Below are 18,885 nucleotides of genomic sequence, written 5' to 3' on the forward strand. Positions count from 1 at the left end.
GGAGGTCGCTCGCCGAAGGCGAGCGGGTGGGGGAGCTGCTGCGCGCTTCGAGAAATCACCCCACCCGGTTCGCTTCGCGAACCACCCTCCCCGTCAAGGGGAGGGAGTCGCGCCTCTTCTTGCTTCAATCGGATTGTTTTGACGCTGCTTCTTCCTCGTTGACGCCCCGAGCCCCTCTCCCTACTGTGCCGCGCTTCCCGCTCAGATTGGCCAGTTCGCATCCCATGTCCGCACCGCTCCTATTGTCGCCCGAACTCGTCGAAGCCGCGTGCGTCTCGCCCGCCTGGCCGTTCGAAGAGGCGCGAAAGCTCGTCAAACGGGTCGAGGCGAGCGGTCAGAAGAGCGTGCTGTTCGAGACCGGTTACGGCCCTTCCGGCCTGCCGCATATCGGCACCTTCGGCGAAGTCGCCCGCACCAGCATGGTGCGCCGCGCGTTCGAAGTCATGACCGAGGGCAGGATCGCGACGCGCCTCCTCGCCTTCTCCGACGACCTCGACGGGCTGCGCAAGGTCCCCGACAACATCCCGAATAAAGAACTCGTCGCCGCCAATCTCGGCAAGCCCTTGACGCAGGTGCCGGACCCTTTCGGCACGCATTCGAGCTTCGGCGCGCATAATAATGCGCGGCTGCGCGCCTTCCTCGACGCCTTCGGCTTCGAATATGAATTCGCGTCGTCGACGGAATATTACAAGAGCGGCCGCTTCGACGCCGCCTTGAAGCATATGCTCGCGCGCTACGACGCGGTGATGAAGATCATGCTGCCGAGCTTTCGCGAGGAGCGCGCGGCGACCTATTCGCCCTTCCTGCCGATCCATCCGAAGACCGGCATCGTCATGCAGGTCGCGTTGACAGGCTATGACGCAGAAGCGGGCACGATCTCCTGGACCGATCCCGATACGGGCGAGGCCTTCACCACGCCCGTCACCGGCGGCCATTGCAAGCTGCAATGGAAGCCTGACTGGGCGATGCGCTGGTATGCGCTCGACGTCGATTACGAGATGGCCGGCAAGGACCTCATCGATTCGGTGAAACTGTCCGGCGCGATCGTGCGGGCGCTCGGCGGGCGCCCGCCGGAAGGCTTCAACTACGAACTCTTTCTCGACGAGAAGGGCCAGAAGATTTCGAAGTCGAAGGGCAATGGCCTGACGATCGAGGAATGGCTGACCTACGCCAGCCCCGAGAGCCTGGCGCAATTCATGTTTCAAAAGCCCACCGCGGCGAAGCGGCTCTATTTCGACGTGATCCCGCGCGCGGTCGACGACTATCTGAATTTTCTCGACGCCTATCCGCGCCAGGACTGGAAGAACCGCCTCGGCAATCCCGTCTGGCACATCCACGCCGGTGACCCGCCGCAGGCCGAGACGCTGGCGCATGAGGGCGACGCCAAGGGCGTGAGCGTCTCCTTCTCGATGCTGCTCAATCTCGCCGCCGTCGCCAACGCCGAAGATCCGGCCGTGTTATGGGGCTTTCTGCGCCGCTATGCGCGATCCGCGACGCCCGAAAATCATCCGCGGCTCGACAGGCTCGTTGGCTACGCCGTCGCTTATTTCCGCGATTTCGTGAAGCCGGCGAAAACCTATCGCGCCGCCGACGAGGTCGAGCGCGAAGTGCTGCAAAAGATCGACGAGACGCTGCGTGGCATAGACGTCGCCAGCGCCGAAGAGATTCAGTCGGCGCTTTACGACGTCGCCCGCGCCGCGCCGCGCTACCAGGATTTTGCCGCCAAGGGCGCGACGCCGGAGCGCCCCGGCGTCTCCAATGATTTCTTCAACATGCTGTATGAGGTGCTGCTCGGCGAGAAGAAGGGCCCGCGCTTTGGCTCCTTCATCGCGCTTTACGGCGTCGCCGAGACGCGCAAGCTGATCGAGGACGCGCTCAACGGCGCCTTTGTGGCGCGCGAAACCGCCTGATGCGCGCAGCCGACGCCGACATTCTCATCGTGCCGGGGTGGAGCGACTCCGGCCCCGAACATTGGCAGACGCGCTGGCAGGCGAAACTGTCGACAGCCAGGCGCGTGACTCAGCGCGACTTCGAGAAGCCGATCCGCGCCGAATGGCAAGAGGCGATCGCGCAAGAGGTTCTCGCGAGCGCGCGGCCTGCGGTGATCGTCGCGCATTCGCTCGGCGTCATCGCGGCTCTGCATGCGGCGCAGCGCGTCGGCGACAAGATCGCCGGCGCCTTTCTCGTCGCGCCGCCTTCGGAGGCGGTGATCCGCGAAATGCCCTCCGTCGATTCCGCCTTTCTACCGATTCCCCGCGCGCGGCTTCCCTTCCCCGCGGCGCTGGTCGGCAGCAGCGACGATCCCTACGCCGATCTGCTCTTTGCGCGCGATCTCGCGCAGGATATCGGCGCGCGCTTCATCGACGCCGGCGCCGCCGGCCACATCAATGTCGATAGCGGCCATGGGCCATGGCCGGAAGGGTCGCTCGCCTTCGCCAATTTCATGGCGAAACTCTAACGCGCGTCATCAGTTCGGAGTATTGACACGCTACTGGCGATCGTCGACCCTGACGCAATGCGCTGTTCCCAAGCGTTTTTGCGTCGGCGTGGACGCGATTTTGTAACGGCCGTTCATTGAGAAGATTGCAAGATGAGCATCACCAAGACATTCCGCTCCGCTGCGCTTACTGTCGCCATTCTGTTCGCAGGCGCGCCGGCTTCGATGGCGTTGGAACGCGTCGAACAGCCCTCCTCCATTCCGGGCGCAGGCCCTTGGGACGAAAAGGCCTGGAACGACTTTTACCGTACGAGCCAAGGCTCCCGCCTCATCCCCTGGGACTGGATCAAAGCGCTCAAGCAGGCTGACGGCCAACCCTTTCTTGCCGATGGACTCGCCCGCTACGGCTATCTGGCCAACCCCGCGAGTCCGACGCCGGGGCTGCCGGTCGGCTTCGTCGTCGCCGACGGCGTCCTGGGACCCAGCTGCGCCGCCTGCCATACGCGGCAGATCGACGTCGAGGGCAAGGCCTATCGCATCGACGGCGGGCCGGCGCTCGCCGACATGGGCGCGCTTTGGGCCGATCTCGATACGGCGGTCGGGAAGGTTCTCGCGGATGCGGCGTCTTTCTCTGAATTCGCCAAGACCGTTCTCGGAAACGGCTACGATCCGCAAAAAGAGACCAAGCTGCGCGCCGAAGTCGATCTCTGGTATGCGCGCCACCACGCCATCACCGAGGCGGGCCTGCCCAAAGACAGGCCCTGGGGCGCCGGACGCATCGACGCCGTCGGCATGATACTCAATCGCGTCACTGGCCTCGATATCGGACCCGGCCCGACGCATGTCATTTTGGGAAACATGCGGAAGGCGGACGCGCCGGTGCGCCCGCCGTTCCTTTGGAACGCGCCGCGGCAGGATCATACGCAATGGCCGGGCTTCGCCGACAATGGCGACCGCATTCTGGCCATGGCCAGAAATGTCGGACAGGTCTACGGCGTCTTCGGCGAATTTTTCCCGGAGAAAGACGCCACGCATCTCCTGGGCTTCAATTACGTCAAAGCCAATTCGGTCGACTTCAAAGGGCTGATCGAATTGGAGCGGCTCGTCGAGCGGATCGGCCCGCCGAAATGGCCGTGGCCCCTGGACACGATGCTCGCTGCGCAAGGCAAGCTCATCTATGAGCGTCCCTATGAAGAGGGCGGATGCGCCGATTGCCATGGGATCGACAAAGGACAGCCGCGTCTGCTCAATCCCGACACCTGGTGCACGCCCGTTCAGGACGTCGGCACCGACGCGCGCGAATATCAATATTTCGCGCCGGAGTGGAAGGTCGACACCGGCGCGCTGACGGGCGCCTTCATTCCTTTCGTGTCGGAGCCGCTTGGCAGAACCGACGCGCCCGTCTCGGTGCTGGCGACCGCGGCGCGCGGCGCAATCCTGCAGCACTTTATTCCTGTCACGGTGAATTCGGTCGAGCGTCAAAGGGCCGACGTGGCGCTGGCGCTTCTGCGGCCCTTGGTCGAAGAACTAAAGGGCGTCTACAAGATGCCGGGCACGCCGGGCGCAGGACGATGGGCTTGCCGCCGCGCGCCCGAGACGCCGGGCAAACTCAAATTTGAATCACGCGTCCTCGAAGGCATATGGGCGGCGGCGCCCTATCTGCACAACGCCTCGGTTCCGTCGCTCGCCGAACTCCTGAAGCCGCCACAGGACCGCGTCACGGATTTCAAAGTCGGCCCGGCCTATGACATTTCCGCTGTCGGCTTGGCCATTGAGCAGCCGAAATCGACCTTCCTGATGAAAACGGATTGCAACAGAGGCTCAGGCGTCAGCCATTGCGGCCACGACTTCGGAACGGCGCTGAGCGAGACGGACAAGCGCGCGCTGCTCGAATATCTCAAGACGCTGTGACGCTTTCTAGCGACGCGGCGCCTTTTTCCTAAATCTGCTTTTCCGCGCGACGGCGCCGCCTATATCGACCTTGGGGACGGCGCGCAATTCCTGGCCACCGTTCACCCTTCCTCTCTGCTACGTTTGAAGGATGAATCGGATAAGCGCCAGGCGTGGCGAGACTTCCTCGCCGATCTTCGCAAGATCGCCCGCTGGATTGAAAGGGACGCGCGCACGAATTAGAGGCGCCGCGCTCGTCGGGTCGCTGGCGCTCGTGGGCGCGGCGCATGCCGAACTGCTGACATTCGAGACGCGTCCCGACGGCGCCGTCGAAACTGTTTCCGCGACCGTGAAGCTCGACGGAACGTCTTACGACATCGCCGGAACGCTCGCGAAGCCGGCAAAGCCGCCAAGCGGCGCAAAGGCGCTTCTGATCGAGACGCAACCGAGCGAGGACATAAAACCGCTGGCCCTCGAGCGCGGCCTTGCCGTGCTGACGTTCGATCTTGGCAAGCTCCCCGATAAAGCTCGAGCGCCGGCCTTGCGCGATGTCCTCGGCCATCTTCGCGGCGCGCTCAAAATGAAGCGCGTGCTCGGCCGGGCGCAGGGCTCGGACGCCGACGCGATGTCGGGCGCCTCATCCGCATTCGACGGCCTGTTGCTCCATGACGCGAGCCGCGAGCCCGCCGCCCCGACGCGCTTTATCGCGAGTTGGGGCGCCGACGCCTATTGGCGCGAGAAGCCGCGCGTCGAATTCGCGAACGCCGCGCCGCCGAACGGTCGGCGCTTCTATCTTGCCGGAATCGCCGCTTCGACGACGGCGACGAATTGCGTAGCGCCTACTAACGCGCGCCCCTCGGCCCCCGCGCAGCGCGCGCTGTTCGCCGCGCTCGACGAGTGGACGGCCAAGGGCGTCGCGCCGCCTGCTTCACGCGCGCCTCTCGACGGCGATCTAGCACCCTCGCAGGATCTGAAATGGCCGAAAATTCCCGCCCTGCCCGCGCCGCCTGAGGGCGCGCGCCGCGTTCCTAAGATCGACGCCGACGGCAATGAGATCGCCGGTCTGCGCCTGCCCGACCTTGCGCTCCCTGTCGCCACCTTCACGGGCTTCAACGCGCAAAAGGCCAGGAAAGGACCGGCTTGCGCCGCAGGCGCCGCGATTCCCTTCGCGGCGACAAAGTCGGATCGCGAGAAGAACGCCGACCCTCGTTCCGCGCTCGTCGAGCGCTACGGATCGCGCGCCTATTTCGTCGCGACGATGCGCGTCATCGCCGACAAGCTCGTCAAAGAGCGGTTGCTGCTGCAGCAGGACGCCGACGCCTATGTCGCCAAGGCGCGTTCGGCGCCCTTCTAGCGATTGAGGACAAATATCCCGGCGTCGAGATAGGTCGCGAAGGCCACCCAGAAGGCGGTTGGCGCCAGAGAATATCCCGCGACGCGATCAAGCCGCCAGAACAGGACGATCGTGGCGACGAGAAGCGCCGCCATCGGGAAAATGACGACGAGTCCGAGCTGGGGGCTTCGCGCGGAGAAAAAGGCGAATGACCAAGCCGCGTTCAGAACGAGCTGCGCGAAAAAGACGAAGATCGCGCCGCGCCGGCCCGGCGTCGTCGGCTCGAGCCGTAGAATCCGGTAGAAGGCGTAAGCCATCAATATGTAGAGAGCCGTCCAAGCCGGGCCGAACACCCAATTCGGCGGATTCAGCGGCGGCTTAGCGAGCGTATCGTACCAAGGGATGTTCGGCGTCGTTGCGAAACTGCCGAGCACCGCGGCGACGAGCACAGGCGCCGCGGCGACGACTCCTGAGACGAGCCGCGACGGCCGCCGATCCGAAAAAGACGTCGAACTGCTCATTGCGCCTTCTCGCGCCTCCTCACGCTGCGTCCCGCATATCGGGCGCAGCGCGGCGGCTTCAAGGCTGCTGCAGGGTCGGGTAAAAGACGGGCGTCGCGCCGACGCGAACGCTGTTCTGCGACGCGAACATGTCGTCCTTCAGCCAATTGGGCAGGTCGTCTTCGCGGTGTCGGCTGATGAGAGTCTTGTCGCTCTCGCCGAGATAGATGCGAATGCCGCCCCAGACCGCCTTATAATCATTCTCGCCCACGCGGCTTTCGATGAAGCCGGTGATCGCGGAATGGCCGAGATTCCAGATGAGCGCCTCGCCGCTGAGCGCGGCCGCATGCCGCCCTCCGACGTAACGATGGCCGACCGAGATTTTGACGTTATAGGTCGGATAGACGCTGATATCGAACATGTCGAAGAAGCGCCCGCGCCGCGGCTGCCAGTGATAGGCGAGATATCCGGGTCCATAGCCCAGCGGCGTGAAGAAATGGCCCGCGCTCTCCTCATAGCCGGCGATGCTGGTGAGCGAGAACGGTCCATAGTAATAGGCGCTTTCAGCGCCGACGCGGAAACGCGTGTCGTCGAGACGCTTGTCGTGAGCGATCGCTCCATAGCCGCCGAGGAGACCCACGCTCGGATCGCGCCAGAAGGCGTGTCCGGCGCCGCCGCTCACGAAGAAGCCGCGATGCCCCGCCGCGATCGCGTCGACCTGAAGGCCGAAACGGTCGCCGACGGGGGCCGTGATCGACCCCATCCCGCCGGCCGAGGCGTTGTTCAAACGCGCGAAGCCCACCCAGTCAGAGCCGCCGCCAAAACCTTCGAGCTTGCCGTTGACGCCGTCGACGGCGCGCTTGGGTCCGGGGTTTTCCGAGAGCGGAGCCTTCCACCAGGTCGGACCCTCGGCGCGCGCTGAAGACGCAGCGAGGGCGACCGCCAGAACGGCGAGAAGCTGACGCTTGTATGACATTGCTATTGAAGTCCCGTGCGGTGATCGTCGCGAGCGGTTGACCCTAGCGGGCTTCAGCGTCGCTGGCTGTGACATTGCGGCAACAGCCCTCCAAAATAGGGTCCTCAGACGCATCGAATTCACAGCTGCGTTAAATTAATATTGCGGATCAAGCTTTTGACCGGCGGCGCCCAGATGTTCGCTCAAATTCTCGCGAGTCGCCGGATCGACAATGGCGAAGGGCGCAGCGACCGCCGCCCCGGCCACGCCGCCGACCGCCGAGACCGCCCCCGCGGTCGCGATTCCAAGGTGATCGCCGATGCCCGCCTGTCCGTCTCTTAGCGGCTGACCCTGCGCCAGCCTGGCGCCGATCGAGCGCACGACCTGGGGGGAGGACGCGAACTTGCTATGCTCCAAAGGATCGCTGGTGGCGATGCCCGTCAGATCGACGACCTTCACCCGATCCCGGTCGAGGACTTCCTGATAGGGGGACGCCTTCGGATCGACCGCGCCCAGACGCGTATTGCCCCAGAAGCGGCGGGATGCCGCCAGCGCGTCGTCGTCGCGCGAGGCGAACAGCGTAAAGATCGAAGGTCGAACGCCGCCGATTTCCGCGATCTGGCGGCGGAACACGTCAAAATCGACGTCCGGCGAGGCGAGCATGACGTTCTGGATTTTCGATCCGATCTGGCCGTTGCGGATCGCCATCTGGCGCAGCGCTTCGAGCGTCACCCAATTGCCCATGGAATGCGCGAGGATCGAAATCTCGCCGACGTCGCGATCGCGCTGCAGCGCCTGCAGCACAAGTTCCAGGGCGTCGCGCGAATAGCTGGCGCTCTCATGGTCGTAGCCATATTGCAGCAGCCGGCCGCGGGAGGGCCAGGTGAACAGCACGGGCGTCACGTCGGCGCGCGAGTCGTGGACGATCTGCGCAAAACGATAGACGGCCTCTTCGAAACGCGTGTTGAAGCCGTGCACAAAGACCAGCACTTGCCGCCTGGGAGTCTTGCGGATGCGGGCGTTGAAGGCCGCGAGCGCCGCCTCCCGACTCAGCACATCGGCATGAACGGTGGTGAACTGGGTGGCGGGATCGGGTGTCGGGGCTTGCGGCCACTGCACGTCGCCGACCGCGCGATTGGCGTCGGGCGGAATGGAGACCGCGATGTCGGCGAAATGGACGCCATGCCCGCGTTCGCCCGAGAACATGACCCCCGGCTCTGACTGATCCGGCTCTCGGGTGGTGACGACCAGAAGATCGACGACGCTGGCGCCGGGCGCGACCTGATGCGTGGCGACAAGGGTGCCATGCGGCCGGCTCGAACAAGCGCTGAACGCGAGCGCCAGAAGCGCCGCCAAGATGATACGCCCGCGCCCCATACGCCGCCCGTGCTCAAGTGTTTTACGCGGCGTCGCCGCTCAGGCGAAGCCAAACACGCTCCGTCCCGCATCATTGCGGCTCAAATGCGACGGTTTGACCGTGTTGTGCGCAGCCGCACTGATTTCTTGAGAGGAATGCGCCATTATGGCCACGCTCGCACGAGAGTCGAGCGTCGGGGGCGGGGCTGGGACGAATCGCCTTCGACTGCGCAGGGGAAAGCTCAAAACTTTCCCCTGCCTTTCAGCCGCGGGTCAGCGCCTTTTCGATATCCTTGAGCGGATGGCGGGTCAGGTCCTTGGCGAGTTCCCCCACGACCTTGCTTTGCGCCTTGGCGGACAGCTCCTTGCGGATTTCGCCGAGCGCCTTTGGCGGCGCGACAATGGCGATGGCGTCCAATTCTCCTGATTCCGCCGCCTGATTGATGCGGTCCGCCATGGCGCGGGCGAAGCGCTCCTCCTCCAGCTCATGCCAGTCGGTGTTTTGCATGGCGCTTCGGCCAGGCGAGAAGGACGCGAAGCTGCGGCCGGGACGATCCGTTCCTTGCTCATGCGTCGGCGGATTGTCGTCGACGCGCGTTTCGACGACGCGAAGGTCGAGGAGTTCGGCGTCGCCATGGTTTTGAAAAAAGAGCGCCCGGCGACCGTCGCCGACCAGGACCCAGGCGCCATTGCCGACGGAAAATTCGCTCATGATGCTCCCTCGCCTTCCAACAGCGTTCTCAACACTCTGGACGTCAGGCGAGGCCGCTCGGCTGCGGCGGGCGCAGCCGCGTCATGCGGGCGTCATATCCTCGCGGGAGTTGGGTCACAAGCCCGACAGCCATTACGCGCCCCTTTGCGAAGAGCGCTCTAACGCAAGGATAGCGCGCGGCCGGGCGCGTTCAATCCGCGCTTGGCCGCATCACGCCGCGAGCTTTTCTTTCTTGTCTTCCTCGACGGGCGCCCGCGTCATATCCCGCAGCGCCGCGTCGCGCGACTCCGCGCAGCTTTCCGCCTTTACGGCCCTTGCCCGCAGGCGTGCGGCTTTGCGCTTGATCGCGCGCTCATTGAACGCCCAGACCAGCCAGCAGACGCCGGCGATGCTGATGAGCGCCGTATAGGGTTCGCCAATGGCGAAAGACTTGAGGAAGGAAAAGTCGGGGGCGCATTCCTTGGCGTATTCGCAGGCGTCCGACCAGTCCTGAAACCACTGTTTGACCGATTCCATCATGACCTCCTCGCCGCGCGGACAGTTCGACGGGCGCGCGCCCCGCCGGTCGAATCGTGTAGCGCAGCCTTATGGCGAACATTGTGCGTTGCAGCATATCGCACGTCAACCGGCCGGCGCTCGGTCAAAATGGCGCACCGCTTTGATTTAGTTTGAAAAGCCCGCAGCGCCGGTCTCGTCGCGGACGTCTGTGCGTTCCTCTCCATGTGATGCGCGCGCGGATCACGGCCATGGGAGCAAAACACGCGCCATTGTCACAAGCCGAAAACCCAGCGATTCAGGGGGGCGCGCGTGGAATTTTTCTGACAAAAGCGCACGTCAATCAAGGACAGGAATGATGCGAACGCTACGCGTCAAATTGATGTTGCTAATCGCGATTGTTTTGGCGCTCTCGGGCTGCGGCGTGAACTATCATGTCAATCCGGGCCCACGCTCCTGGCCCGCCGCGCCGAACGCGCCCAATAAGTAACATCGCGCATCACACGGGGAAGATCATGGCCACGGTTCGACTGCTCGCCGACGAAGACCTCTCGCCCGAAGCGAGGGCCGTCTTCGCCGACATTCGCGCGACGCGCAAAAGCGACTTCGTCAATAATTTCTGGCGCGCGCTCGCGCATGATCACGTGACGCTGAAGCGGACCTGGGAGAGCGTGAAGCAGGTGATGGGTCCGGGCGTCTTGGAGCCGAAGGTCAAGGAGATGCTCTACATCGCCGTCTCCATCGCCCACGCCTGCCCCTATTGCATCCATTCGCACACGGCGAGCGCCCGCGCGAAGGGCATGAGCGAAGAGGAATATCGCGAAGTGCTGGCGATCGTCGGCATGGCGTCGGAGACGAACAGACTGGTCGCCGCGCTCGGCGTGCCGATCGATGAGGAGTATGAGGTGGTGTGAGCGCGCGATAGGCGCGGGCCGCGCTGGAGTTACGCCAATAAGCAGTCCTCATTCTGAGGAGGCTCCGCAGGAGCCGTCTCGAAGGACGAGGACTGCGGCGACTAGAAATTTTCGTCACGGGAGTCGCCCCTCGTCCTTCGAGACGCGCGCTTCGCACGCTCCTCAGGATGAGGGGCTTGGGTTGCACAATTGAAATTCGCGGCAGTCTTAGCGAAGGCGATATTTTTCCAAGTCTTTTTTTGTGCATACAAAATACAGCTTTCGCAAATCCATTACAATGTCACTCAATTCTGACATCGCATAACCTGGAAAAGCCTCTAAATGCCGTCGGTCGTCCTGATCATCAGTCTCTATGAAGTGAAGTAGACTGTCGCGGACATGCTGCATTTCCTTGATCGAGTCGTAAGCGGCCTCAAGGTTTTCAAACAGCTGCTTGTCGAGTTCGGCCACATCTTGCAACACGTTACTCATCAAATTCAACTTGGCTGCTGGAAGCGGCCAGGACGAGTGACGGCTATCCTCGAACTCCCGAGAAAATATAGGATCTCCTGAGGAGTGACGTCTAATCTTGTACGTCAGCGAAGCCCCACTTTTAAAATCATCATCAATCGATTTGACGGTCTCCAAAAGTCTTTTGTAGGTCCAAAAATTTGACTCACATTCACGTGCGAGCAGCGTCCGTAGCGCCCTTCCCTTGCGACGATCCGATTGAAAGCGCCTGAAGAACTCCATGCTTTCTTTCACGCCAAACAAAATAATTGCGGCAGTTACGGCAATCGGTAGCCCTGGCCAAGTCACTTCGAGATTCATCCGTGCACCACAAATCAGAGAAGTCTGTTCCGGCGTGCTAGCCTCTTTGCGATTGAAAAGTTTGCTCTCGCATGCGTAAGTTCCTCGCAGAGACCCACGAGAGTTCCGTTCCGCTGCAAGAAGAACTTTTTGAGATGCGACACAGGTGCCTGTTGATCACAGTGAAAAAGCCACGCGGCGCCAGCAAAATAGATTTTGTGCATTTGCCTTCCAGCCCACCGAAAAGACTCGGGATTAAAAATTGTGTCCGAAATATCCTGTCCGCGATCATGCGCAAAGATAACGACACAGCCGAAATCCTCGGGTTGTCCAGGATCGCCTGCACGCAACATAGCGCGGAGTTTCTCTTCCCGTGGCCCCAAAGAAACAAGCTTGAAAAACTCCTGTCTTGAAACCGCGGCACGCCAGAGCACAGAAATTTCGAACAACTTGAAACACTCATAATCAATGTTCTCAATGATTATTTTGTCTTGCTCCTGACGAAAGCGGTGTCCAAGCGTCCCGTTCATTACTTCGGAAGCGTATTTTTCATATCGACTTAGCTGTCGTTCACACGAAATGCAGAGAAGTCGCTCCCTAAGCCCTTTCTGCTGAAACCTGTTTCCCTCCTCGGTAACGACTGTGAAACGATGTTTTTCATCATACAGCGGTCGATAAACGAACTCGGGCAGAATATGAGATTGGAGTAACTCTCCCTGGACTTTGCAGAGCTGGCAGGTCTGTCTCACACCAACCGGCTCTGCGCCTTTGCAGCGTCAATAAAACTCGCGAACAGCGGATGCGGCTCAAACGGCCGCGACTTCAATTCGGGGTGATATTGCACGCCGATGAACCAGGGGTGGCCGGGGATTTCGACCGTCTCGGGCAGAAGCCCGTCGGGCGACGAGCCCGCGAACAACAGCCCGCAATCCTCTAAGCGTTCGCGATAGGCGAAATTCACCTCATAGCGATGGCGGTGGCGCTCGGAGATCTCCGTCGCGCCGTAAATGCCGGCGATGCGCGAATCCGGCTTCAACAGCGCCGGAAAAGCGCCAAGACGCATGGTGCCGCCGAGCCCCTCGCCGACGCCGCGCTTTTCGAGTTCATTGCCCTTGAGCCATTCGGTCATCAGGCCGACGACCGGCTCGGCGCAGGGGCCGAACTCCGTCGAATTCGCCTTGTCGATTCCGGCAAGCGCGCGGGCGGCTTCGATCACCGCCATCTGCATGCCGAAGCAAATGCCGAAATAGGGCACGCCGCGCTCGCGCGCGAAACGCGCCGCGAGAATCTTGCCCTCGGCGCCGCGCTGGCCAAAGCCGCCCGGCACGAGAATGCCGTGCACATGTTCAAGATGCGCGGCCGGGTCGGCGCTCTCGAAAATCTCCGATTCGATCCAATCGAGATTGACCTTCACGCGATTGGCGAGCCCGCCATGCGCCAGCGCCTCGATGAGGCTCTTATAGGCGTCCTTCATCTCGGTATATTTGCCGACGACCGCGATGGTGACTTCGCCCTCGGGATTGTTGATGCGCTGCGTCACCGCGTTCCAGCGGCTCATGTCGGGCTTTGGCGCGGGCTCGATGCCGAAGGCGGCGAGCACCTGCGCATCCAACCCCGCCGAGTGATAGGCGCGCGGCACGTCATAGATGTTGGCGGCGTCGCGCGCCTCGATCACCGCCTGTTCGCGCACATTGCAGAAGAGTCCGAGCTTGCGGCGTTCCTCGCGCGGAATCTCGCGGTCGGTGCGGCAGAGCAGAATGTCGGGCTGAATGCCGATCGAGCGCAGCTCCTTCACCGAATGCTGCGTGGGCTTCGTCTTCAACTCGCCGGCGCTCGGGATGTAAGGCAGCAGCGTCAAATGGATATAGATGCAGTGATGCGGCGGCAGATCGTTCTTGAGCTGGCGGATCGCTTCGAAGAACGGCAGGCCTTCGATGTCGCCGACCGTGCCGCCGATCTCGATCAGCGCGAAATCGACGTTCTCATTGCCATCAACGACGAACTCCTTGATGGCGTTGGTCACATGCGGAATGACCTGGATCGTCGCGCCGAGATAATCGCCGCGCCGCTCCTTGCTGATGATGTCCTGGTAGATGCGGCCGGTGGTGACGTTATCCTGCTTCGAGGCCGGGCGGCCGGTGAAGCGCTCATAATGTCCAAGGTCGAGATCGGTCTCGGCGCCGTCGTCTGTGACGAAGACCTCGCCGTGCTGATAGGGCGACATCGTGCCCGGATCGACATTGAGATAGGGATCGAGCTTGCGCAGCCGGACCGTATAGCCGCGCGCCTGCAACAACGCGCCGAGCACCGCCGACGCCAAACCCTTGCCAAGTGAGGAGACCACGCCGCCGGTGATGAAGATGTACCGCGCCATGGGACCTAACGCCTAACGCCTTTCCAGCGATTCTGATAGCGGATTCTATCGGGCCGGGGGCGGTCGCCCCCAGCCAAGATCATCGGATGGCGGATTGGACGCCGGTTACTGGGTTGGAGCTTTCCAGATCGTCGAAGGCGCGGGCTTGGTTTCCGGCGCGGCGGGCTTCGGAGCTTCCGCAGCCGGAGCCTGCGGAGCCGGCGCGGCTGGAGCCTCCGTCTTCGGCGCTTCCCACTTCAAGCCGTCACTCTTCGAGGCGTCGGGCTTCGGCGCTTCGGCGGCGGGCGGCATTGCAGGCGCAACCGCTTCAGGCTTAGTCGCTTCCGCCTTGGGAGCTTCCGCCTTGGGGGCTTCGGCAGGCGGCGCGACGGGCTTGGGGGCTTCCGCGGCCGGGGCCTGCGGAGCCGTCGTCGCCGGGGCCTCCGTCTTCGGCGCTTCCCACTTCAACCCGTCGCTCTTCGAGGCGTCGGGCTTCGAGGCTTCAGGCTTGGGCGCTTCGGCGGCGGGGGGCGTTGCGGGAGCAACCGTTTCAGGCTTGGGCGCTTCGGCAGGCGGCGCGACAGGCTTGGGCGCTTCAGCGGCCGGAGCCTGCGGCGCGGGCTCCTGCGACGGGCGCAGCGCCGGCGCCTCGGCGGCGGGCGGAGTCGTCGCTGGCGGCGTCACGGCCGGCGGCGGCGCGGCGGCCGGCGGCGCCTCTACGGGCGCGCTCTGCTGGCGCTTCTGCTGGGCGCGCTGGAGCTGCTCGAAAATGCTGTCCTTGCCGGGTTCGGGCGCGGTTTCAGGCGCGGCCTGCCCGCCCTTGCCTTCGGTCTTGGGAATCTCCTTGATCTGGATCGATCCTGGATCAAGCGCCTTGGTCCAGTCGTCGCCGCCCTCGCTGCGCCGTTCCCAGGCCGGCAGCACGGTCAGCGCGATGCTGGTGATGAAGAAGATCGTCGCGAGGATGCCCGTGGCGCGGGTGAGCGCATTGGCCTGGCCGCGGCCGGTGAAAACGCCGCTGCCGCCGCCCATGCCGAGCGCGCCGCCCTCCGACTTTTGATAAAGCACCAGAATGACGAGCGCCGTCACCACCATCAGGTGGATCGCGATAATGACCTGCTGCATGTGCACCCTTCCAGCCGCGCCTGAGCCGAGCTCGACGCGTAATCCGTTCGGCGGCCTTTTACACCAAGCGCCGCGCGCGAGGAAGGGGAGAAGACCGTGCGATCAGCCGCCTAAACGAAGAATCGCGAGCCTGGCGGCTCGCGATCGCCCGCGTCCTGGACGCCGCTCAATAAAAATTGCCGTCCTGGCCCTTCCACTTCGAGCCTTCTTCGTCGAATCGCGTCTCGTCATTGAAGTCGATGACCTTGCCCGGCTCGATATATTGCTTGTCCTTGATCATCTGGTTCTGGATCGTCGTCGAATAATAGCTCGTATTGTCCGAACAGCCGGGCTTCGCCGCGCCGCCCTCGGGCTTGCATTCGAGATTGGCGCCGTTCGGGAAGCGCACTTTCGCGGTGTAGTAGAACTCATAGCCGGCGTGACCGGCCCCTTCGACGTCGAGCGGCCAGAAGCGCGTGACTTTGAAGTCCTCGATCACGACGTCCTTGTCGAATTTCTTCTTGATGAGATTTTCGAAGACCTGCTTCGCGTGCTCGGGCTTGGGCTCGCAATTGACGAGGCAGAAGGCCTTAGCGGGCGCCGCGCCGACGAGGGCGCCGAACAGGCTAAGCGCCATGAAATGCACGATGGTTTTGTAGCTCTTCATCTCAAGCGTCTCCCAACTGCGCAGAGCCTGCGCATCGCTTCCCGCGGACGTCGCTCATTGATGACGCGTCTCGCGCGAAGCCCCCTTGCGTTTGACATTTTTCAAGCTGCACGGCTTAACGCCCTGCGGCAAGGGCGGCGCGGCAGGCGAATTGTCGCACGACAAAATGAAATTTCGTGCGGTTGCGTCGCCTTGTCGCGCGCTCTATTGACGGCGCGAGTTTCAAAGCCGACGACGAGGCATTCATGGCCATATACAAGCTCCTGCTCCTCCCGGGCGACGGCATCGGACCGGAAATTTCCGCCGAGGCCGAGAAAGTTCTCGCCCTTCTGAACGAAGCGGGCGTCGCGCGCTTCGAAGTCGAGCGGGGACTCGTCGGCGGCGCGGCCTATGACGCGCATAAGCAAGCGATCAGCGAAGAAGACATGACGCGCGCGCTCGAAGCCGACGCCGTGCTGCTCGCCGCCGTCGGCGGACCGAAATGGGACGGCGTGCCTTATGACCTGCGTCCCGAATCCGGCCTCCTGCGCCTGCGCAAGGATTTGGGTCTTTTCGCCAATCTGCGCCCGGCGATCTGCTACGCCGCGCTGGCCGACGCTTCGTCGTTGAAGCGCGACATCGTCGACGGCCTCGACATCATGATCGTGCGCGAATTGACGGGCGGCGTCTATTTCGGCGAGCCCAAGGAGATCACCGATCTCGGCAATGGCCAGAAGCGCGCCGTCGATACGCAGGTCTACGAGACCTATGAGATCGAGCGCATCGGCCGGGTCGCCTTCGAGCTGGCGCGCAAGCGCGGAAATAAGGTGACCTCCTCCGAGAAGTCGAATGTGATGAAGTCGGGCTATCTGTGGCGCGAAGTCATCGCCGCGCTGCATAAGCGCGAATATGCCGACGTGACGCTCGAACATATGCTCGCCGACGCGCTGGCGATGCAGCTCGTGCGCTGGCCCAAGCAGTTCGACGTGGTCGTCACCGACAATCTCTTCGGCGACATGCTGTCGGACGAAGCCGCGATGCTCACCGGTTCGCTCGGCATGCTGCCGTCGGCCTCGCTGGGCGCAGCGGATGAAAAGGGCAAGCGCCACGCGATGTATGAGCCCTGCCATGGCTCGGCGCCCGACATCGCCGGCAAGGGCATCGCCAATCCGATCGCCATGATTGGTTCGCTCGGCATGGCCCTGCGCTACAGCTTCGATCTGCCGAAGGCGGCCGACGCCATCGACGCGGCGATCGCCAATGTGCTGGCGAAGGGATTGCGCACGGCCGATATCAAGGGCGACGCGCCCTCGACTGTCTCAACGAAAGAGATGGGCGACGCGATCGTGGCGGAGCTGAAGACGGCGCTGTCCTAGAGCAGGCTCCGCGCGATTTACTTCCCGTGCACCATGCCGAGGAATTCCTCGCGGGTGCGCGGGTCGTCGCGGATGACGCCGAGCAGGCGGCTCGTCGTCAGCAGCGAGCCTGTCGTGTTGACCCCGCGCAGCGTCATGCAGCTGTGCTCCGCCTCGATGACGACGCCGACGCCCTGCGGCTCCAGAATGTCCTGGATCGCCTCGGCGATCTCGGCGGTGAGCTTTTCCTGGATTTGCAGCCGGCGCGCGAAGCCATGCACGACGCGGGCGAGCTTTGAGATGCCGACCACGCGGTTGCTTGGCAGATAGCCGACATGCGCGCGCCCGGTCACTGGCAACATGTGGTGCTCGCAGAAGCTGACGACGCGAATGTCCTTCAATACCACGAGTTCGTCATAGCCGCCGACCTCATCGAAGGTGCGCTTGAGATAGTCGCGCGGATCGACCTCATAGCCAGCGAAAAGCTCGCGGTAGGAGCGCGCCACGCGCTCCGGCGTATCGATCAGCCCCTCGCGATGAGGATCGTCACCCGCCCATTCGATGAGAACCCGCACGGCCGCCTCTGCGTCAGCTTGAGTGGGTTTGGCCATGCCTTCAGCTCTCCAGGATCGTCGAGGCGAACGCGCCCGCCCAGCCCTGGATAAAGTCACAGGCTATGGCGTTTGGCAAAGGCCACTGCTGATCCATTCGCCAAAAGAAAAACGCCGGCGCGCTCGCGCCGGCGTCTTTGGATAGGTTCGCTCAGTTAACGCCCGAGGCCGATCGCCGATCCGACGCTGTTCACCGTGCGCTTGACGAAGCCGAACGGACCATCGCTCGCCGGCGGCGGGGGAGGAGGCGGCGCCATCGCCGCCGGCTCAGGCGCCGCGACCGCGACCGGCTCGGCGGCTGGCCTGGGTCGGCTGGCGACCGGCTTAGCCGGCTTCTTCTGCTTCACGACCTTTGCGCGCGGCGCGGGCTTTGGCGTCCCGATCGTTTCATCAGCGGCTGCCGGCGGCGCTGAAACTGGCGCGGCGGGCGCAGCCGCTTGCGGCGGCGTCAGCGCCGCGGCTTTGGGCGGAACGGCCGCCGGCGGCGATGTCGGCGCAGGGGCCGCCGGCGCCGTCGCGGTCATGGGCGTTGGCGCCGTCATGGGCGTTGGCGCCGTCGCCGTCGTGGGCAGCGGCGCCGTTGGCAGCGGCGCGAGCTGCGGCGCAGCGGCGGCGCCGGTGGGAACAGGAATGGTCGCGCCCAGCGGCGCAGCCGCCGGATTCACCGGCGTCATCGCGGCGCCTGCCGACGGCGCTGGCTCCGACTGGAGGTCCGCGCCCGACGCGGGTTCGGCGGCGGCCTCAGCTGCCGGCGCAGGCTCGGCCGGCGCTTTGGCGCTTTCCTCAAGCGCGGGCGCTTTGGCGGTCTCTTCATCCGTCGGCGCGGCGTCCTGCGGTTGCGGCGCGGCGCTGCCGAGAACGGGTTCAGCGGCTTCCGGAGCGGCCAAAGGCGGCGCCGTGGCCAGCGCCGGATCCTCGCTCGGCCCGACCGCGCTCCACGGCCCGAGGACCCAGGTCAGGGCCGCCAGTCCGGCGATGACGACGGCCGCGGCCGCGAAGAACAAGGCCCGACGGCCGCCTTCGCGTTCCTCCTCCGGCTCGTCGTAGAATTCTTCCTCCGTCGCATGGACCGCGCCCCAAGCTTCCTCTGCGCGGGGCGCTTGAGGAGAGGGACCCGGATCGATCGCTGCGTTCGTTGGCGGGCGCTCGAAGCCCTGAGCCGGCGCCGCAGTTGGCGCGGGGCCATGGCCGAGGTCGCGGCGCAGCAACTCTTTAAACTCGGCAAATTCAGCCATCAGCTCCTTATCGTCGCCGATATCCATCATGCCTGAACCCTTTCATTGGCCGCGCGCCAAGGACTCGGCGATGAGTCGCGCGCGGTCGCACCATCCGCGCCCAGACAAACGTTAAAATGTGGCTGTACTGCGCCGCGTTGCTTTGAGCAGGTTAAAACTGTTTACTTTCAGTGTCTTGGATGTAGTTGACGCGCAGCTTG

18 protein-coding genes are annotated in these 18,885 nt (G+C 63.7%); 6 read left to right on the forward strand and 12 right to left on the reverse strand.

Features of this window, described 5'->3' with window-relative positions; genetic code table 11:
- The first annotated feature begins 224 nt into the window (after positions 1–224).
- From IYX23_RS15185 to IYX23_RS15200, 4 genes are all read left to right on the forward strand, one after another.
- Positions 225–1,910 carry a lysine--tRNA ligase gene (locus IYX23_RS15185; RefSeq protein WP_196393648.1) on the forward strand — a complete coding sequence of 562 codons (1,686 nt, stop codon included), beginning with the start codon at positions 225–227 and terminating at the stop codon, positions 1,908–1,910.
- Positions 1,910–2,458, forward strand: a complete 549-nt coding sequence (locus tag IYX23_RS15190) for an alpha/beta hydrolase (RefSeq protein WP_196393647.1) — start codon at positions 1,910–1,912, stop codon at positions 2,456–2,458. The genes IYX23_RS15185 and IYX23_RS15190 overlap by 1 nt, the downstream gene beginning before the upstream one ends.
- Before the next feature lie 132 nt (positions 2,459–2,590).
- Positions 2,591–4,348, forward strand: a complete 1,758-nt coding sequence (locus IYX23_RS15195) for a di-heme-cytochrome C peroxidase (protein WP_196393646.1) — start codon at positions 2,591–2,593, stop codon at positions 4,346–4,348.
- A gap of 196 nt (positions 4,349–4,544) precedes the next feature.
- Positions 4,545–5,681: an alpha/beta hydrolase domain-containing protein gene (locus tag IYX23_RS15200; RefSeq protein ID WP_246716841.1), complete on the forward strand. Its 1,137-nt coding sequence runs from the start codon at positions 4,545–4,547 to the stop codon at positions 5,679–5,681.
- Here IYX23_RS15200 and IYX23_RS15205 read toward each other — a convergent pair.
- The 5 genes from IYX23_RS15205 to IYX23_RS15225 all read right to left on the reverse strand — a co-directional run bounded on the left by IYX23_RS15205 (position 5,678) and on the right by IYX23_RS15225 (position 9,699).
- Entirely contained in the window at positions 5,678–6,181 is a 504-nt protein-coding gene (locus IYX23_RS15205) for a TspO/MBR family protein (RefSeq protein WP_196393645.1), read from the reverse strand. The genes IYX23_RS15200 and IYX23_RS15205 overlap by 4 nt on opposite strands.
- 58 nt (positions 6,182–6,239) lie before the next feature.
- Entirely contained in the window at positions 6,240–7,136 is an 897-nt protein-coding gene (locus IYX23_RS15210; RefSeq protein ID WP_196393644.1) for a hypothetical protein, read from the reverse strand.
- 135 nt (positions 7,137–7,271) lie between these two features.
- Positions 7,272–8,471: an alpha/beta hydrolase gene (locus IYX23_RS15215; RefSeq protein ID WP_348643672.1), complete on the reverse strand. Its 1,200-nt coding sequence runs from the start codon at positions 8,469–8,471 to the stop codon at positions 7,272–7,274.
- 262 nt (positions 8,472–8,733) lie between these two features.
- Positions 8,734–9,183: a host attachment family protein gene (locus IYX23_RS15220; protein WP_196393642.1), complete on the reverse strand. Its 450-nt coding sequence runs from the start codon at positions 9,181–9,183 to the stop codon at positions 8,734–8,736.
- Positions 9,184–9,393: 210 nt separating this feature from the next.
- Positions 9,394–9,699 (reverse strand): hypothetical protein, encoded by a 306-nt coding sequence (locus IYX23_RS15225; RefSeq protein ID WP_196393641.1) that lies wholly within the window; start codon positions 9,697–9,699, stop codon positions 9,394–9,396.
- Between the two features lie 494 nt (positions 9,700–10,193).
- On the opposite strand from IYX23_RS15225, the gene IYX23_RS15230 reads away from it, so the two are divergent.
- Complete coding sequence (locus IYX23_RS15230) at positions 10,194–10,592, forward strand: carboxymuconolactone decarboxylase family protein (protein WP_196393640.1); 399 nt, start codon at positions 10,194–10,196, stop codon at positions 10,590–10,592.
- Positions 10,593–10,799: 207 nt separating this feature from the next.
- Here the strand turns inward: IYX23_RS15230 and IYX23_RS15235 are convergent, their stop codons facing one another.
- The 5 genes from IYX23_RS15235 to IYX23_RS15255 form a co-directional block, all read right to left on the reverse strand.
- Positions 10,800–11,402: a hypothetical protein gene (locus tag IYX23_RS15235; protein WP_196393639.1), complete on the reverse strand. Its 603-nt coding sequence runs from the start codon at positions 11,400–11,402 to the stop codon at positions 10,800–10,802.
- 14 nt (positions 11,403–11,416) lie between these two features.
- A complete protein-coding gene (locus tag IYX23_RS15240; RefSeq protein WP_196393638.1) occupies positions 11,417–11,911 on the reverse strand; it encodes a hypothetical protein in 495 nt (164 codons plus the stop codon).
- A 215-nt stretch (positions 11,912–12,126) separates the two neighbouring features.
- Positions 12,127–13,755 (reverse strand): CTP synthase, encoded by a 1,629-nt coding sequence (locus IYX23_RS15245; protein WP_196393637.1) that lies wholly within the window; start codon positions 13,753–13,755, stop codon positions 12,127–12,129.
- Between the two features lie 105 nt (positions 13,756–13,860).
- The gene (secG, locus tag IYX23_RS15250) at positions 13,861–14,859 is read right to left on the reverse strand and encodes a preprotein translocase subunit SecG (RefSeq protein WP_196393636.1); all 999 of its coding nucleotides are present in this window, start codon (positions 14,857–14,859) and stop codon (positions 13,861–13,863) included.
- A 166-nt stretch (positions 14,860–15,025) separates the two neighbouring features.
- Positions 15,026–15,505 (reverse strand): hypothetical protein, encoded by a 480-nt coding sequence (locus IYX23_RS15255; RefSeq protein ID WP_196393635.1) that lies wholly within the window; start codon positions 15,503–15,505, stop codon positions 15,026–15,028.
- Positions 15,506–15,750: 245 nt separating this feature from the next.
- Here IYX23_RS15255 and leuB point away from each other — a divergent pair, with 245 nt between their 5' ends.
- Positions 15,751–16,860, forward strand: a complete 1,110-nt coding sequence (gene leuB, locus IYX23_RS15260; protein ID WP_196393634.1) for a 3-isopropylmalate dehydrogenase — start codon at positions 15,751–15,753, stop codon at positions 16,858–16,860.
- Positions 16,861–16,877: 17 nt separating this feature from the next.
- On the opposite strand, the gene folE is transcribed toward leuB, so the two are convergent.
- Together folE and IYX23_RS15270 are read right to left on the reverse strand one after the other, a co-directional pair.
- Positions 16,878–17,450: a GTP cyclohydrolase I FolE gene (gene folE, locus IYX23_RS15265; RefSeq protein ID WP_196393633.1), complete on the reverse strand. Its 573-nt coding sequence runs from the start codon at positions 17,448–17,450 to the stop codon at positions 16,878–16,880.
- Between the two features lie 155 nt (positions 17,451–17,605).
- Positions 17,606–18,715 carry a hypothetical protein gene (locus IYX23_RS15270; protein ID WP_246716842.1) on the reverse strand — a complete coding sequence of 370 codons (1,110 nt, stop codon included), beginning with the start codon at positions 18,713–18,715 and terminating at the stop codon, positions 17,606–17,608.
- Between the last annotated feature and the right edge of the window lie 170 nt (positions 18,716–18,885).

It is taken from the genome of Methylocystis sp. L43, assembly GCF_015709525.1.
Lineage (GTDB): Bacteria > Pseudomonadota > Alphaproteobacteria > Rhizobiales > Beijerinckiaceae > Methylocystis.